At 60.2% G+C, this 16,106-nt stretch carries 15 protein-coding genes; 5 read left to right on the forward strand and 10 right to left on the reverse strand.

The features are described 5' to 3' along the window. The first annotated feature begins 22 nt into the window (after nucleotides 1–22). Nucleotides 23–316, forward strand: a complete 294-nt coding sequence (locus tag LVY65_RS04525) for a PqqD family protein (RefSeq protein WP_235066800.1) — start codon at nucleotides 23–25, stop codon at nucleotides 314–316. An 83-nt stretch (nucleotides 317–399) separates the two neighbouring features. Continuing rightward, nucleotides 400–2,334: an asparagine synthetase B family protein gene (locus LVY65_RS04530; RefSeq protein ID WP_235066801.1), complete on the forward strand. Its 1,935-nt coding sequence runs from the start codon at nucleotides 400–402 to the stop codon at nucleotides 2,332–2,334. Nucleotides 2,335–2,410: 76 nt separating this feature from the next. Here LVY65_RS04530 and LVY65_RS04535 read toward each other — a convergent pair whose 3' ends face one another. Continuing rightward, nucleotides 2,411–3,310: an HPr kinase/phosphorylase gene (locus LVY65_RS04535; protein WP_235066802.1), complete on the reverse strand. Its 900-nt coding sequence runs from the start codon at nucleotides 3,308–3,310 to the stop codon at nucleotides 2,411–2,413. A 147-nt stretch (nucleotides 3,311–3,457) separates the two neighbouring features. Between LVY65_RS04535 and LVY65_RS04540 the strand changes: the two genes are divergently transcribed. Both LVY65_RS04540 and LVY65_RS04545 read left to right on the forward strand, forming a co-directional pair. Beyond that, entirely contained in the window at nucleotides 3,458–4,534 is a 1,077-nt protein-coding gene (locus LVY65_RS04540) for a nucleotidyltransferase domain-containing protein (protein WP_235066803.1), read from the forward strand. Between the two features lie 2 nt (nucleotides 4,535–4,536). After that, the gene (locus LVY65_RS04545) at nucleotides 4,537–4,905 is read left to right on the forward strand and encodes a hypothetical protein (protein ID WP_235066804.1); all 369 of its coding nucleotides are present in this window, start codon (nucleotides 4,537–4,539) and stop codon (nucleotides 4,903–4,905) included. Here the strand turns inward: LVY65_RS04545 and LVY65_RS04550 are convergent. From LVY65_RS04550 to LVY65_RS04575, 6 genes are all read right to left on the reverse strand, one after another. Next, on the reverse strand, nucleotides 4,865–6,214 hold the full coding sequence (locus LVY65_RS04550; RefSeq protein ID WP_235066805.1) for an O-antigen ligase family protein: 1,350 nt from the start codon (nucleotides 6,212–6,214) through the stop codon (nucleotides 4,865–4,867). The genes LVY65_RS04545 and LVY65_RS04550 overlap by 41 nt on opposite strands. Continuing rightward, on the reverse strand, nucleotides 6,214–7,431 hold the full coding sequence (locus LVY65_RS04555) for a tetratricopeptide repeat protein (RefSeq protein WP_235066806.1): 1,218 nt from the start codon (nucleotides 7,429–7,431) through the stop codon (nucleotides 6,214–6,216). Before LVY65_RS04555 ends, LVY65_RS04550 begins: the two co-directional genes overlap by 1 nt. Next, nucleotides 7,415–9,538: a GumC family protein gene (locus LVY65_RS13310; protein ID WP_235066807.1), complete on the reverse strand. Its 2,124-nt coding sequence runs from the start codon at nucleotides 9,536–9,538 to the stop codon at nucleotides 7,415–7,417. Before LVY65_RS13310 ends, LVY65_RS04555 begins: the two co-directional genes overlap by 17 nt. Before the next feature lie 122 nt (nucleotides 9,539–9,660). Next, complete coding sequence (locus LVY65_RS04565) at nucleotides 9,661–10,371, reverse strand: polysaccharide biosynthesis/export family protein (RefSeq protein WP_235066808.1); 711 nt, start codon at nucleotides 10,369–10,371, stop codon at nucleotides 9,661–9,663. A gap of 87 nt (nucleotides 10,372–10,458) precedes the next feature. Beyond that, nucleotides 10,459–11,223 (reverse strand): metallophosphoesterase, encoded by a 765-nt coding sequence (locus LVY65_RS04570; protein ID WP_235066809.1) that lies wholly within the window; start codon nucleotides 11,221–11,223, stop codon nucleotides 10,459–10,461. 6 nt (nucleotides 11,224–11,229) lie between these two features. Next, entirely contained in the window at nucleotides 11,230–12,390 is a 1,161-nt protein-coding gene (locus LVY65_RS04575) for a glycosyltransferase family 4 protein (RefSeq protein ID WP_235066810.1), read from the reverse strand. Nucleotides 12,391–12,615: 225 nt separating this feature from the next. Between LVY65_RS04575 and LVY65_RS04580 the strand changes: the two genes are divergently transcribed. Continuing rightward, a complete protein-coding gene (locus LVY65_RS04580) occupies nucleotides 12,616–12,945 on the forward strand; it encodes a hypothetical protein (protein WP_235066811.1) in 330 nt (109 codons plus the stop codon). A gap of 46 nt (nucleotides 12,946–12,991) precedes the next feature. Here LVY65_RS04580 and apaG read toward each other — a convergent pair whose 3' ends face one another. From apaG to uvrC, 3 genes are read right to left on the reverse strand one after another with little or no spacing between them, the layout of a single operon-like run. After that, the gene (gene apaG / locus LVY65_RS04585; RefSeq protein ID WP_235066812.1) at nucleotides 12,992–13,411 is read right to left on the reverse strand and encodes a Co2+/Mg2+ efflux protein ApaG; all 420 of its coding nucleotides are present in this window, start codon (nucleotides 13,409–13,411) and stop codon (nucleotides 12,992–12,994) included. A gap of 8 nt (nucleotides 13,412–13,419) precedes the next feature. Beyond that, entirely contained in the window at nucleotides 13,420–14,157 is a 738-nt protein-coding gene (recO, locus tag LVY65_RS04590) for a DNA repair protein RecO (protein WP_235066813.1), read from the reverse strand. Next, on the reverse strand, nucleotides 14,157–16,094 hold the full coding sequence (uvrC, locus tag LVY65_RS04595) for an excinuclease ABC subunit UvrC (RefSeq protein WP_235066814.1): 1,938 nt from the start codon (nucleotides 16,092–16,094) through the stop codon (nucleotides 14,157–14,159). The genes recO and uvrC overlap by 1 nt, the downstream gene beginning before the upstream one ends. Between the last annotated feature and the right edge of the window lie 12 nt (nucleotides 16,095–16,106).

Genomic DNA, 16,106 nt, shown 5'->3' on the forward strand with positions numbered 1-16,106 from the left:
TAATCCAGCGGGGAACAACGCTATGCCAGCCGCTATGGCATCGATCCGTTACGTCAGAGCCAAGGAGCTACTTGAAGCAAAGCTTGGCGACGAACTGGTCGCGCTGGATGTCGAGGGTGGGCATTGTTTCGGATTCAATGCCGTTGCTGCCGACATTTGGCAGCTGCTGGACCGTCCGATCGCGTTCGATGCCCTGCATCACGCGCTGACAGGTCAGTATGAGGTCGATGCCGATGAATGCCGAGCCGAGCTTCGATCCTGCCTGGCCGACCTGGAAGCCCAAGGCCTGGTTCGAATCGTATCGGGTGACGGTTGACGAGAGATCAGGATTTCAAGCGAGTTGGCGCCTAAGCAACTTCGCCATTGGTTATGTAGCCATGACGTCGTTATGGCTCCTGAATGACAGCGATCGCGGGCATTATCAGCTTTCGGCACGATTTGCCTCTCGAGGATATTTGCACTTCGGCTCTCGCCGCGCAGTCGGCTTACGGGGGCAGTCAAACCGCCGTCCGCCGTGTGGACGAGGCAGCTCTCGGAATTGACCTTCGTGCTTTGCTTCCGGAAGACCATTTTGATCGCCAGCCGCTGTGGAACGACCGATACATGCTGGTTGCAGATGTGCGGCTCGACAATCGTGCCGACATCGTGGCTCAACTCGGACTACCTTTATCGCAATTTGTTGAACGGTCGGATGCGGAAATTCTCCTGCTCGCCTGGCAGTGCTGGGACGCTGACTGCATGCAAAGGATTGTCGGCGACTTCGCCCTTGCCATCTATGACCGGCACAGGCGACAACTGACCCTCGCGAGGGACATCGCTGGAGAAAGGCCACTTTGTTATCGCGTGGACCCAGAGGGTCTCCGCTTCGCTTCGATGCCGAGTGGCGTTGCTGCGCACGGCCGGCTGAACACGGACTTGGCGGCGTTATCGATCCAGTTGGCAAATCGCCTTCCTCGCGGACGGACGTGCTTCGAAGACATCGACGCTGTTCCGCCCGGCGAGCTGGTTCGGTTCTCTGCTGCCGGCATGACGCGAGCACGCCACTGGGATCCTCAGCAGCATTACGATCGGGGGAGCACAGCAGAACAGTCCAGCGTCGAGCTACAGGATCGCCTCGACGGCGCAGTCCGGGCGCGAATGCGCCACCGTTCAGCTGCGCTCGCAACACATCTCAGCTCTGGCTACGACAGCAGCGCGGTTGCCGGAACCGCCGCCAAATTCCTCAAGCCGGGGGAGAGGATGTTCGCCCTGACCTCCGCACCAGCTCCAGGTCTGCAACAGCTGGAGTTCCGCGGTCGTATCCCGGATGAATCGGCAATCGCCGCTTCGACTGCCGCGGCATTTGGGATCGAGCATGTCATTGTGCGAGACAGCTCTCCGCTGGTTGACGCGATGCTAGGCCATGCCCGTTTCTACCAACAGCCAGTCGGCAACGTCTTCAATCAGGGGTGGTGGGCAAAGGTCGCGCAGACGGCCTCAAGCATGGGTGCCGATACCATGCTAAGTGGCGCAGCCGGCAATTTCACGATCAGCCACGGCGGACTTTCGGTGCTGCCCTACTGGCTGCGGACGGGCCATTGGCTACATTGGCTAGCCGAAGTTCGTGCGGCGAAGCGCAAGAACGACGTCCGCTGGCGCGGTCTGCTGATGGCATCGTTCGACCCCTGGCTCTCCCCCCAATCCATCAGCCGAATTGGCACGTGGTTTCTGGGGGCTCCGACTGAGCGCCACATCGATTTCCTCCGCCGAGAGGTAATGGACTGTTCAAAGCATGTATCGATCGAGATCAACGGGGATCCGTTCCAGGACCGGCTGGCCATGATCCGATCCATGGACGTTGGGCTTGGCCGTAAGGGTCTGCTCGCTCAAACAGGCGTTGAAGAGCGCGATCCCACTTCCGATCGCCGGCTGGTCGAATATTGCCTGTGGATGCCCCCGGAACATTTGCTGGCCGATGGCGTCTACCGGCCGGTCGCGCGGGCCGCACTTGCGGATCGGGTGCCCGGCCAGGTCCTTGCGCAGCGATCGCGCGGATATCAGGGCGCGGATTGGTTCGCCCGCCTAAGAATTTCCGATATGAACGCGATCATGGAGGAGATTTCGGCAAGCCGAGCCGGAGAGATCCTCGATCTGGCAAAGATGACGACGGCGATTTCCCACTGGGCGAGGCTGGACGCAGGGCGTGCGACCTATGTCGCTCGACTTGGCCGAAACCTTACCAATGCGTTGGCCACCGGCCTGTTCATCGCCGAGGTGGAGCGCGATCCCATGTCCGTTGGTCGTGCTGCCAAACCGCAAGCCTCCGTGGCAAAGCAGGTGTCTTTCGCAACATAGACCGCGGTCAGGGCGAAGATCATCCTCGGCGGCATGATTGGCTGAGGCTGGCTGGGGCGTCATGGTTCAACGGCCGTCAACTCACATAGCGGAGCAACTTCGAAAGCTGCTCGTCAAACTCGTCGAAGCCCCAGCGGCGCTCGAAGCGAAATATTGGCGTCGAGTTGATGAGCCGGATCGCCGATCGCCAATGGTCGGTCGCCGTGCCGGTCAACGCAACGAATTTCCCGCGATATGTATTGGCGTAAACTAGCTCTGCCGCCTCCAGTCCGCTTAACCGGCTGATCTCAAATTCATCCCCGGTTGCAAGGATGAACAGGCCGGCCAACGGCAATGCTTCGCCTGCTGCCATTTCATTGGCCACCGGCACGTCGAATTTCCGGATTGCCGCATCGCCGGCATAGGAACGCTCATAGACCGCCGGGTCGCGACCGGTGGCGTTCAGCGCCCGCTCCCAAAGCCGCAGCCGCGGGATTCCGGGGCAGGCAAAGACCGCATCGTTGTTCCCAAACCGCACGACACAGACATCATCCGCTATCACCCGGTGTCCCCGGTCGTGGAGCGAAGCGGCCAGCGTCGATTTGCCGGAACCGGATCCGCCCATGAAGGCAAAGGCCTTGCCCTCGATCTCAACTGCATTGGCATGCAACGGCAGGTGGCCGCGCTGGAGGAGTAGAACGCCCATCGCGGAGCCGAGCAGAAAGAGCCTGACATTGCGCTGCGGCACGCCTGGCTCGGGTTCGATCAGAATCCGCAATCCGTCACGTATCCAGTACCGCGCGACGCCACTTATATAGAGAAAAACGCCCTCTCCGTTGACCACAACGTCTGTGTCAGGTCGCTCCGGGGCAGGAACAGCGCCAAGGGCAATTACGACATCGGCAACAGCATCGGACTGGCTTGGAAACAGTTCCGGAAGTTCGATGTCGCTCCGGATTGCTAGGCCAAAGGCGCTGTAGGCAATTTGCTTCCCCACGGGCGGCCGCGAACTCCTCGTACTCGTCGGCAAACCGGGTGGGTCAGCCGGACGTTTCTCTGCCACCTTAGACAGGTGAGCCGGGCCTGCCAATTTGGCGGGCTCGTCGAATTGAAAAGTCGTTGTTTAGCTGTCGCCACTCTCCCTATGACCGTTGCAGTGAGCGATGCGGAATTCAAGTTGGCGACCGCCGCCTGTCGATCTGCATTTGCCGGCGGTTCGGCGGCGGAGTTGGAGCCGCTTGCTCGCTCCGTGACATGGGACCGCTTCGTTAAAGTGGCGGCGCGCCATCGGGTGCAGGCGTTGTGCTGGCACGGTCTTGAGCCGATCCACGACCTTATCCCATCCGACATCGCAGACGATTTGCGGCTCAAAGCCGTAGGAATCATCGAATCCAATCTTAGGATCGCTGCCGAATCGGCCCGGCTACTCGCTTTGTTCAGCTCCGCAGGTTTGCCTCTGCTTTTCCTCAAAGGGCTTTCACTCGACGCCCTGGCATATCGCAGCCCATTCCTCAAAATGGGATGGGATATCGACCTCCTGATTGCGCCAGAACGGCTGCAAGAGGCGGCGCTTCTGCTTCGGACGGCTGGATACGCTTCAACGACCCCCAAGTCCGACGGAGTAGAGCTTCAGCAATGGCATGACAGGCGCAAGGAATCGGTGTGGCGTCATGCGGCTTATGGAATTCACCTCGATCTCCATACTCGGCTAGCTGACCACCCTGCCCTGCTGTCCAAGCTAGGCATCGATTGTCCGACCCAAGTCGTAACGATCGCCAAGGGGATCGAGCTGCCAACGCTCGGCAGGGACGAGCTGTTCGCCTATCTCACCGTGCATGGCGCCTCGAGCGCCTGGTTTCGGCTGAAATGGATCACCGATCTCGCGGCACTGTTGCACGGCGAATGCGCCAATGAGATCGAGCGGCTCTATGAATGTTCGCAACAGCTCGGAGCTGGTCGAGCCGCCGGCCAAGCTTTGCTCCTTGGCGAACGGCTTTACGCAATCGACATCGGAGAACGGCTTCACGGCCAGCTCTATAGCGACCCAATCATACGTTGGCTGGCGGAGCTCGCCTGGCGTCAAATCGCGAGGATTTCCGAACCGACTAGCCGGCCATTGGGCACGGCCACCATCCACTTGTCCCAACCCTTCCTTCTACCAGGCTGGCGCTTCAAATTGTCGGAAGCGATCCGGCAAATGAACGCCACCGCGCGGAGTTGATCGTGATGGATGCCCTCCGCTGGTATCAGGCCAAGCTGTTCGTTGAGCACGCACTGGGCGTCAGCATGGATGCGCTACATATACTGGTGGGCTTCAGCTTATTCTTGCTGGTCGCGCGCTTGCTGAGGGCACCCCTCGCCTCTCCACGCCCCTTGCTTGCGCTGCTCGTTATCGAGCTGATCAACGAAGCATATGACCTTTACGTCGAGCGTTGGCCGTCCTTGGGCAGTCAACTCGGCGAAGGCTTCAAGGACGTACTACTGACCATAACATTGCCCACGCTGATCCTCGTGATGGCGCGCTGGCGGCCATCATGGGTGACACAATCCACTAACCAACGACCAGGTGCCGGGCAGGACGCAAATCAGTAGCGCTTTGCGCGCGCCGCCGCGATTGGACCGTCAACACCAGGCACATGGCGAGAACCGCGCTCATTGCCGCGGTGCGCAGTGGGTAATCGACCATGCTGTGCAATAGAATTGCCGCGGAGCCGATTGCGGCGGCCCTCGCGAAATAGTCGGCCGCGGGCGAGCGCAGGGCCCATACCGCCTGGCCCCACCAGGCGAGGAACAACAGCATAAGGATGATTCCCGGCAGCCCGGTTTCAATCGCAAGCTCAAGGTAATCATTGTGGGCGTGGTTGATGTAATAGCGATCAACTGAAGCCGGATCCTCGGTCATCCGATAGACCTTCTCAAACGTGCCGAGTCCTGATCCGACCATTCCATAATCACGGACCAGTTCTATGCTGTTCGACAAAATCGCCTGACGCGAGTTCACTGACGTAATTGCGCCGCGGCTAACGGGTGCGGTCCAGAGAAGGCCGAGGGCAATCACGCCGGCAATCGCCGTCGCGATCAATCCGATTTGAACGAAGCGCGATCGGGGTCCGATCAGCATCAGGAGACTGGCAAAGACGACGGGCAAGCCAAGGCCATAGCCGGCCAACGAGCCGTTGAGGATCAGCCCAAGGATGACCACGATCAGCCCCCCGCCGGCCAACGCCAACATGGCCGACTTCCGCCACATTTCCTTTGTCCGCTCGCGTGCAGACGCACCAAGCGCGGCAATGAAGGGTATACTGACCAAGAGCAGGCTGGCCATGTGATTACTGTTCGCGAAAAAACCGGTCGCGACGCCAAAGTTGCTTTGCCGATAGAGATACCATGGGGACGTCAGTGGATTTGCGCTGGTGACCTGGAGGATGCCGAGCAGAACTCCACCGACCGTTCCTGCGATCAAAGCGGCCGCCAGCCAGTTGGTCGAGTAGCCGCGCAAACCGATCATTGCCGCCAACATCCCAAGCGGGGGAAGCAGCGCCAGCACAGTCGCGATGCTGTCATAGGGGGCAAGCGACGGTGCAAGCCTTCCTGGCGGAATACCAAGCAATTGGAAGCCCTCAAGGAACTGCTCCCGCCCAGGCAGAGAACTCCATATCGAAACGGGTAGCGGCACCAGCTGGATCACGGCCAGCGCCAGCGCCAATCCGACCAGCACCAGCAACCGTCGAATTGCGCGGGGCTGGAGCGAATGCCGATATTCGAGCAAGGCCCAGGCGATGATACTGATGGCGGTGAGCCGAAGGAAAACGTTTGCCCAAATGCCCTGGCTACTTCCGCCAAGAAGCAGGCAAAGAAACAGATAGGCTGGGGTAACGACAGGCCGGATCCGATCGATCATCATCCCGCTTCCTGGACCAGCCGAAAATCTGCGACAGTAAGGTCGGCCGGTGCGGGAAGTTCGGGCGCCGTCCCGGCAAGTTCGAGTTGTTGGGCAATGCATCCGGCTGGAGGAACTTTGAATTTTACAGCCAGCTCGCCGTTGTGTGCGCCCACCATTCCAGCATTCGCGATTTCGTCGGATGAAGGAAGGCAACGAACGGTCCAGGCTAGCGCCTTCGACGCCTGCGACCCGGGGCTGACCCGCATCGAGAGGCGATAGGAACCGGGCCTCATCATCAACAGTTGCTTGGCCAGCGACACGTCATCGCGGCCATAATATATGATATGGAGGCGCCCTTCTTCTTCAGCCTCGGCGACGCCAGCCGGTCCCGATGCAAAAGTCCAGCCGAAAGGCGGCAACGCGCTAAGCTCGAACTTCGGATCGACCAATTCCTGCTCCCGATAACTATTGGGGCTGAATCGGGTCCAGGCAACTTGGGCTTGGCCATAGCGACGGGCATCGATCAAGGAGTTGAGTAGGCGTACCTGCCAGCCACTGGCATCGTTTCCGCCGCGGCCACTCCACAAGTAAAGAACAAGCCGGTCGTTGCCTGCATCAGCCGCAAGGATATTGAGCAGCAATGGCTCGAGCTCGGGGTGATCGGCGAGCATTGCCTTTACCTCGTGAGCCCCGCCAGGGCTGCGCGCATAGGCGGCAAGATAGGGCGCGATATCGTCAAGGCTTTGAGGGACCAGGCGCGCCAACGCGGAAATTTCGGAAAGCCCTAGCCGAACCTTTCCGGTTTGGAGGAAATGGTTGGCAAGGAAATAGCGGGCGGCGACCGAACGTGGATCTAAACGCCGCGCTTCGAGAAACGCTTTGGCGGCAAGCGCTCGGTTGCCGGCCAGCTCAGCTTGGACACCCCGAACCAGATAAGGCTCAGGGGCAAGTGGCGACTTGGTGGCGGCAGAAAGCAGTTTTTCTACTAATGCACTGTCGACGGGCCGCCCCGCCGCCCCCGACCGCCTGGCCTCCTGAAGGCCCGTGGCGAAAATCACTTCCGGATGGTTTGGCCATATCGCCGCGGCCTTTGCAGGTTGCCGCGACGCATAAGCGGCAACAAATGCCACTCGAACGACCAGCACTGCGGCCAATAGCGCGAGCGCTATAATGATCACCGCTCGCGCTCTCATCGGTTCGCGATAATCCTCGCTTCGGTCAGTGGCCGGCCTCATGGGGGATCATCAGAATTTCGGTACGCTTTCGGTCGAGGGCGCCATAGCCATAAGCTTTGTAGCCATAGCCGCCCAAATCCTCTTTCGACTTTGTCAAAACGGCGCCGAGAATATGCGCTCCTGACCCGCCGAGCATTCGAAGCGCCTCGAGCGCTGCCTTATGTCGCGTTTTGCCGCTTTCAATGACAAGCATGATATTTCCGACGACAGAGGCGAGTAACAGCGCATCCGCCAAGCCGGCCACGGGCGGTGCATCGACGATGACGATATCGAACTGCGAAGTGACTTCTGAGAGAATCTCCTGGAAACGACCGGTCGACAAAAGGTCGGCAGGATTTGGAGGCAGCGGGCCGCTGGGCATCAGCCACAGGTCGGAGAATTGAGTCGGTACGACATGGCTCCGTGCCGATTCCTCCTCTCCCGTCAGCAATCTGGTCAGGCCGACTTTGTCCGATGCCGCTTTAAAGGCCGGCTTGCGAAGATCCCCGTCGACCAGCAAAACCGATACGCCGCGCCGCGCGAAATTTTGAGCAACTGCCAGTGCCGAGGACGATTTACCCTCTCCCGAGCGCGTGCTGGTGACGAGCATGGACTTCGGCAAGCCCTCCTCGGTGCTGAATCGCAGCGAAGCGACAACCGCCGAATAGGCCTCCGAAACGATCGAGCGGGGATCCTTCAGCTCCTCGATGAAGCTCTCTTGACCCAGGGTTTTCGGAATAGCGCCAAGACAAGCGAGCCCGAGCTTATTGCGGACATCATCGCGCGTCTTGATCGTGTCATAGAGATATTCGAGTGCGACCGCCGCCGCCAGCCCACCGGCAAGGCCGAGCCCTAGCCCCATCAATAGGTTCAAAAGCAGGTTGGGCTTATATGGTCCCCCGGGAAGATCGGCACGATCGACGATCGATACCGGCGATGTGCCGACGCCGCCTGCAACGCCAACCTCCTTGTAGCGCTGCAGCAGCGCATCGTAGAGGCTGCGATTGGTATCAACTTCCCGCTGAAGTATGGTGTACTTGATGCTCCGTCCCCGCAGGTCGAGCACCGCACCCTTGAGCCCCGCGACACGCCCACGCAGCGCATTTTCCGCCGCTTGCGCACCACGAAACTCGGCCAGCAACGTATTGGTCCGCCCTGATGTTGCTCGTGACGCCTCACGAGATATCTGACGATCGAGTTCGTCAATCCGCGACCGAAGGCTGACCATGTCCGGATGGTCCGGTTTCATCAGGGTGCGCTTATCCTGATATTCGGCCTCCAGCGCGGCGCGCGACTGGCGCAGCAACTGCGTACTGGCATTGACATCGGAGGTCACGCCGACCGCAACGCCCGAACGATAAGCACCTTCTGCCGCTACGCGGCGCGCGGTGGCCTCAGCCAGTGCCCTGTTCAGGGCAATCAATGATTCCCCCTGCAGCGAGTTGGTGTCGCCGTTCGACCTGCCGTCCTCCCCTCCCCCGGTGCTGATGATGCCTTGTGCCTGGGCATAAGCTACCAATTGCCGTTCCGATTTTTCCAGGTCGGTGCGGGTCCTGGCGATCTGCCGCTCAAGGAAGTTGCGGGCATAGGCCGAGGCTTCATAGCGCCGCTGGAGATTGGAATTGATAAAACTTTCGGCGATCTGATTTGCAATCGCTGCTGACAGCTGAGGCGATTCCGCGTCGAAGCTGTATTTGATCAGCTGCCCTTCCTCCGGGACCTCAACGTTCAGCCCCCCGGCAACCTTGGCCGCCGCCAAACTAAGCCTGGATGCTGCATCCCCACCCTTGCCGACGAATTCCGGGTTATTGGCAAGGTTGAGATCTTGCGCTGCGCGTTGGGCGATGCTGCGGCTCGACAGTAGCCCGACCTGGGTAATCACATAGTCCCAATTGTTGATCCCGGACGCCGTTCGCTCGCGCGATTGTTCGTCCATGATCTCGACCGTCGGCGGGCTTACTTCGAGCGTTACCCAGGACCTGTAAATCGGCGTGGTCAGCAGCGTCACGACAATTGATCCGACAATGCCAAGCGCAATTGCACCAAGGATCAGCCACCTCCAGTTGGAGATAATCCGGAGCAGCGCGGCGAAATCGAGCCCTGGCCCATCGCGCGAAGGATCCGGCACGGGCCCAACTCCACGCCTGGAGTCGGGAGAGTAACGTTCTACGGCCCAGGGATCGCCGTCGGGAATTGCCAGGTTGTTATTCACTGGCGACCGTTCGCGGGGTTGCTGGCCGCGCCATATCGTCAGAATGGCCTGAAGATGGCGAGGAACGGAAGGGTATTAAGTATCTGCTTTTGCGCTGCCTTTACCGACGATCCGTCGATTACAACAATATCGCCCGCATAAACCTGCGGATCCGGGGCTTCCCCGCGGCGGATACTGGTGAGATCGAATCCCGCAGCCTGGCGCTTGCCGCCGATGCTGCGGAATATCGCGACCCGGCGGGCATTCGCCTCAGGACTGGTGCCACCGGCGGCCGCCACAACTTGCATGAGCGTGGTCGGGCCATAGACCGGAAATGATCCCGCCCTGTTGACCGCGCCATCCACCGTGACATTTCGACGTGTCGAAGTCTTGATCCCGACGCTGACGTCAGGATTTTCAAGATATTTCTCGCCCAGCTTCCGGGTCAGCGCTTCATCGAGCTGCTCGGTCGTGAGATCGAATGCCGGGACTTCGCCGATTAGCGGCATGGAGATACGGCCAGCCAAGTCCACTTCATAATCTCCCGACAGATCGGGCATTTTAAAGACCTTGACCGTCAATATGTCCATCGGTGCAATCTTGTATCCCGCTTCCAGCGGCACCAGTTCCGGTGCGTCTGGAGCCCCGAAACTCGCAACATTGTAGGGTATGGGGCCGCCACGGCTGTCAGCGCAACCGGCGAGCGAGATGGCAGCGGCAAAGGATGCGGCCAGCGGTAAAAAGAAGTCAGGCTTTACAGCTAGTTTCACGATGCCTCCCCGCCATTACGCGCGACTACCTTAATGAAGCATCCTCGGACTAATTCCTACTGTTCTAGTGGGTCGGAATCAATGCGTTCACCGGGACGATTCCGTCACAGCGGTATCAAGGGTCCAGCGTTCTTCGCCATCCAATACCAGCGCCGTCAGGATACCGGTTCGGTAAGCGCCAGTGTCGATTCCGACGCGATTGGGCTGCACATCCACGCCATCGGTAATGGTATGGCCATGGACAACGACAAAGCCATGCTCCCCTTGATGGTCGAGAAACGGCGCGCGTATCCATCGCAGATCGGACTGGCTTTGCATCGACAGCTCAACTCCGGGGCGGATTCCGGCATGAACGAACAGATAGTCGCCAAATGTCAGCGTGTCGGCGAAGCTAGCGATGAAGCGGACGTGCTCAGCGGGAATGGCTTCCTTGATCGTCCTCAAAGCCGCCCGCTCGTCGAGGTCGGCAAGGGTAGCTGGGTCGCCGCCATAACTTCGCAGACATTCCGCTCCCCCGTATTTCAGCCAACTGTCCAAAATTCCGCGCTCGCCGGCCAAAAGGCGGAGCAGCACCTCCTCGTGATTACCCGCAAGGCAATAGGGCTGGAGCACATCATGACGGTGGGTACGAAGCCTCTCGACAACCCCGCGTGAATCGGGTCCGCGATCGATCAGATCACCAAGGAGGACCAGCACCGCCTTGCGAGCCGGCCTTCGTTCCAAGTCTTCGTCGATCACTTCCAGGAGCCGGTCCAGCAGGTCGAGCCGACCGTGAATGTCTCCAACCGCATAGGCGCGATGGCCACAGGGAGTGGATGAGCCCCTTGCCTCTTGTTTGCGCCGATTGAACATCGATGCCTAAACCCGCGCCGGCGACAGCAGTTGCTTCACTGCATTGAGATAAGCGCCAGTGACTTTCTCCTCGCCGAATTCCCGCTCGACTAGCGCCCTGCCCGCGCGCCCCATTTCGTCTCGTCGCGCAATCCCCATCATGGCCATCTGTCTCAATGCTCCGGCGAGGGATTGGGGATCGCGCGGCTTGCATAACAGGCCGTTCACTCCTTCCTGAACGATCTGGCGATTGCCCGGGACATCGGTCGCCACCAGCGGTCGGCCCATTGCCGCCGCTTCGAGCAGCGAACGCGGCATGCCTTCGCGGTAAGATGGAAGTACCACTGCCGTCGCTTCTGCAATATGAGGCCGGACATCTTCGACACTGCCGAGATGTTCGACCCATCCGTGCTCAATCCACTCGCGAAGCTCATCTGCCTTTATGCCGCTGCGATTGCCCTCATCGATCGGGCCGAGCAGCTGGAATTTCCAATGAGGCTGTTCGGATCGAAGGCCCCGCGCCGCCTCGACAAAGTCGCGGACGCCCTTATCGCCGAGCAAGCGACCAACGAACAGGAATCGCACCAATCCCTCGACCGGCTGAGCTGCGGGTACGAACCGGTCCAGATTGACGCCCGACCCAGGCAGCAAGTGCGATTGGCCGGGCCGGACTATGCCCCTGGCTTCGAACAAGGCGAGGTCGTCAGGGTTTTGGAAAAATACGATCGGGCACCTGCGGAAGGCGAGCCGGTAGAGCAGACTGACGAAACGCGACAGCAGGCCATCGTTCATGAAGGCCGTGCCCAAGCCGCTTACATTCGGTAAGATCGATACGCCCGCTACGTTTGCTGCCAACGATCCATAAATGTTGGGCTTGGCGGTAAATCCCAGGAACATGACTGTGCCCGTGCGGCGGAACAACCTGAGGTAATCGAGCCATAGCACGGCATCGACGATGGGATTAAGTCCGGATCGGTCGACCGCGATCTCGGCGGTTTCCGCTCCGCGAGCCTCGGCCCATTCCACGTCAGCTTGAGGGGTCGCAATAACCACCCGATAGCCGTGGTCCACGAGTGCCTCGATCAGGCTGCTGCGAAAATTTGCGATGTTCCAAAAGCTGTTGGCGGAGATGAGGATCGACTTTGGCGCCCGCGACTGCACTGCTTTCGCAAACTTCCGCTGCCCCATTCCACCCTCGCATTCGCAATCCAACGTTGGACTGCTGACGGTTGAACCATAGGTAGCAGGACGGCATCCGGCCAGCCCGTGCAATGGCGGATTTTCGGTAACACCTTCTGTAGAATGCCAGCATTTCTAGAGAATCGGTGTCTCAATTGCTCGACATCGGCTACGTTAAGTGGTGGAACTCCAAAGCGAATAGCCGCCGCACGCAGCCGTATGTGGAGTAGTTTAATGCCCGGTTTCGCCCGCAACCTCGCCGCTGCCTCCGCCGCCGTTGCACTTTGCTCGGCTTCAGCAGTTGCCACGGCGTCAACCGCAGCGACCACGTCGCCTGCGCCGATTGTTTCGGCATCTTCAAATCCATGGATCACGCTCAGTGCGCTGACAACCAGATCTGCGGCAGATTCGGGTGCCGCGGCCGCACAGGACGGGGGCAAGGAGGGCGATCCTCCGAAAGAGCCACTTGTCGTTATCCTCGCGACGATCGCGACTGCTGTCTACATCCTGCTCCAGGATGATGATGACAAGCTGGGCATCGAGCTTCCAGTTAGCCCGTCCTAGCCTTTGCTAATTTCCGAATGAATATCGGACGAGCAGGTATTTCCAGCTACAGCCGCCTCCCAGGCTCTGGCGGCGAAAGCAATGCGAATTCGGGAATCTCAGCGGTTATGGGGTCGCCCTCTTCGTCGACCAGTACATAATGGCCGCTCATCGTACCCGCCGACGTCTCAAGCGGGCATCCAGACACATAATCATAGCTATCGCCGGCGGTAATCACCGGCATCTCGCCGACTACTCCCTGCCCCCGCACCTCATGAATATTTCCTCGGCCGTCGACAATTTTCCAGTAGCGCTCCAGTAACTGGACAGTCCGCTCGCCGCCGTTCTCAATCCGGACATGGTAAGACCAGAACCATCGCCCCTGCTCCGGGGCGGATTGCTCGGGCAAATAGCTGACCGCAGCACGCACCGTGAGCTCGCCACTGACCGCGACATGAGGGAATAGCAGTGCAAGCGTGTCGGCCATGGCAGACGCTAGGCCCGTCCGGCAGCTCGGCGCAAGCGGTCAACAAGCCGCACCCGACTATCCGCAACTGACGCCGACCGGTCGGTGAGCAGATCGCGCAGCAGGAAATGGCCGGTGAGTTCAAGCCCGTCGAGGATGTCCGGCCAGGGAGCGGCTCCGCCGTCACGGATGAAATGCGGCAACGGTAGGAGCTTGCCGGCATAGGGCACCGCAGTCGCCGCGCTCACCGCCCGTCCCGACCGAGGGCTTACAGCGACCAAGTCACTGCTGCTGCCTGACACCGCGCAACTTTCCAGATCGAGCCCAAAGCCCAGCTCCGCCAGCACCAACAGCTCATATCGGACAAGTGCGGCGCCCCATCCCGACGCCGATGGCGCGGCCTCTACCGCCGAGAGCAATCCGTCGAGCGCCGCGTAAATGCGCGAATAAGGCTGGCCCTCAGGCAAAGCCGTAGCGGTCAACGCGCATGCCCAGTCTATCGCTACCGCGGGCAATGGCTCGGCCATCAGCGGTCCCCGGCTGTGCAGCAATTCCACAGTAGCTTGAGGCAATTGCGCCTCAGTTCGTGCGGTCAACGTAGCTTGAACCTGGTTACCGGGCAGCAAGACCGGCCGCAGTTGCCGCCCCCTGGCACCGCGGACATAGCCAGCCTGGAGCCCGTGATCGGGAGTCATCAGGCGCGCGACCGCACCATGTTCACCATGCGGGCGCAACGCGACGACAAGGGCTGGCGTTGAAAAACGCATCAGCCTCTCGGGTGGAAAAAGTCGTAGATCAGGCGGGCCATTGCCTTGCTGATGCCGGGTGCACGTTCGAGGTCATCAAGCGCCGCACCCTTCACCGCTCGCGCGGTGCCGAAGTGCATGAGCAGTGCTCGCTTCCGGTTGGGGCCGATGCCGGGAACCTCATCGAGGCTCGACGTTGTCAGGCTTTTTGCCCGCTTCTGCCGATGTGTGCCGATTGCGAAGCGATGCGCTTCATCGCGCAACCGCTGAAGGTAAAACAGCAATGCCGCATTGGGAGGGAAGGTTACCTCCCGCCCACCGGGCAGATGAAAGACTTCCCGCCCAGCATTGCGGTCGGGCCCCTTGGCAACTCCGACCACCGGCACGTCATGGACGCCAGCGCCCTCCAATATCTCGCAAACCGCCGAGATTTGCCCTTTTCCGCCATCGATTAGCAGCAGGTCCGGCCACTCGCCACCAGTCCGGTCAGGGTCGTCTTTCTCTAACCGGGCGAAGCGCCGCTCCAGCACCTCGCGCATCATTCCGAAGTCGTCGCCGGGCGTAATGCCCGATTTGATGTTGAATTTACGGTAGGCGTTCTTGCGGAACCCCTCGGGCCCGGCGACGATCATCGCACCAGTGGCATTGGTGCCCATGATGTGGCTGTTGTCGTAGACCTCGATGCGCTTTGGCGGCTCGGGAAGCTCGAAAACCTCGGCCAACTCGCGCAACAGTTCTCCCTGGGTCGTCGACTCCGCCATCCGTCGATCGAGCGCTTCCTCCGCATTGCGTCGCGCCTGGTCGATCAGCTTGCGGCGAGCGCCGCGCTGAGGTTGCGAGATTTCGACTTTGTGGCCAGCACGTTCGCACAGCGCCTCGGCGATCAGTTCTGCCTCAGGCAAATCACGATCGAGAAGGATGCGCCGCGGGGGTGGGACTTCTTCGTAAAATTGTACGAGGAAGGTGCTCAGCACCTCGTCCTCGGGAACATCGGCAGTGTGTGCGGGAAAGAAGCTTCGATGGCCCCAATTCTGGCCGCCGCGGATGAAAAAGGCCTGGATGCACATCTGTCCTGCCTTGCCAGCCAGCGCGAAGATATCGCCGTCGCCGAGCCCCTCGGCATGGACCGTCTGGCTGCCCTGGACATAAGTGAGAGCCCGCAACCGGTCGCGATATACTGCGGCCAGCTCGAAATCCTGCCTTTCAGCCGCCTCGGCCATCTGCTTGCCAAGCCGCGCCTGCACGCCGGTCGATTTACCGGCCAGGAACAGCTTCGCGTCAGCAACCAGGTCCGCATAATCCGCCTCGCTGATCCGACCAACGCATGGCGCCGAACAGCGGCGAATCTGGTAAAGCAGGCAAGGTCGGGCTCGATTGGCAAAAAAACTGTCAGAACAGCTTCTTAGCAGGAATAGTTTCTGAAGCGCGTTAAGCGTACTGGTGACCGACCCTGCGCTTGCGAATGGACCAAAATACTGACCTTTGGCGCGCCGTGCGCCGCGATGCTTCTGCACTCGCGGAAAGGCATGATCCTCGCGCAGAAGGATAAAGGGGAAACTCTTATCGTCGCGAAGGAGTACATTGTACGGCGGCCTGAAGCGCTTGATCAGCTGCGCTTCGAGGAGCAGCGCCTCAGCTTCGGTCCGCGTGGTGACGATCGTCATGGATCTCGTCTGGGAGACCATTCGCTGCAGCCGTTTGGGCAGCCGCGCGACTTGGGTATAGCTGTTTACCCGGTTCTTCAGTGTCCGCGCCTTGCCGACGTATAGGACATCGCCCTTGGAATCCTGCATGCGATAGACGCCCGGACGCGCCGGCAGCGTTTTCAGCACGTTGCGGATTGCCTTGGTCCCCGCATCCAAGTCAGGCGCATCCGAGCCGCGGAGCGCGTAGGTCGCATTCTCCTCGTTAAAGCGCTCCGAAGCGCGCGGGTGGTCGGGTCGGTCTGCCTTGCTCACAAACCAGACTTA

Source organism: Sphingomonas cremea, from assembly GCF_021502585.1.
GTDB lineage: Bacteria > Pseudomonadota > Alphaproteobacteria > Sphingomonadales > Sphingomonadaceae > Sphingomicrobium > Sphingomicrobium cremea.